Source organism: Bacillus cereus group sp. BfR-BA-01408, assembly GCF_022663305.1.
GTDB classification, from domain to species: domain Bacteria; phylum Bacillota; class Bacilli; order Bacillales; family Bacillaceae_G; genus Bacillus_A; species Bacillus_A pacificus.
Window position 1 is genome coordinate 1 of the sequence record NZ_JAKUFF010000318.1, and the last position, 223, is coordinate 223.

Consider the following 223-nt stretch of genomic DNA (forward strand, 5'->3'; position numbering starts at 1 on the left):
CCTTGGTGTAGCAGTTCGTAATCACGATGGTGAGTTCCAAGTATTAACTGGTAACCAAACAGGTGCATTAATGCTTGATTACTTATTATCTCAAAAGAAAGAAAACGGAACACTACCAGAGAACGGTGTTGTATTAAAAACAATCGTAACGTCTGAAATTGGTCGTACAATCGCGAAAGCATACGGTTTAGATACAGTTGATACGTTAACTGGATTTAAATTT

General features: G+C 36.8%; 1 pseudogene. It reads left to right on the forward strand.

The features are described 5' to 3' along the window. Positions 1 to 223 (forward strand): annotated as a pseudogene (locus tag MR083_RS27460) (phospho-sugar mutase); the annotation flags it as partial.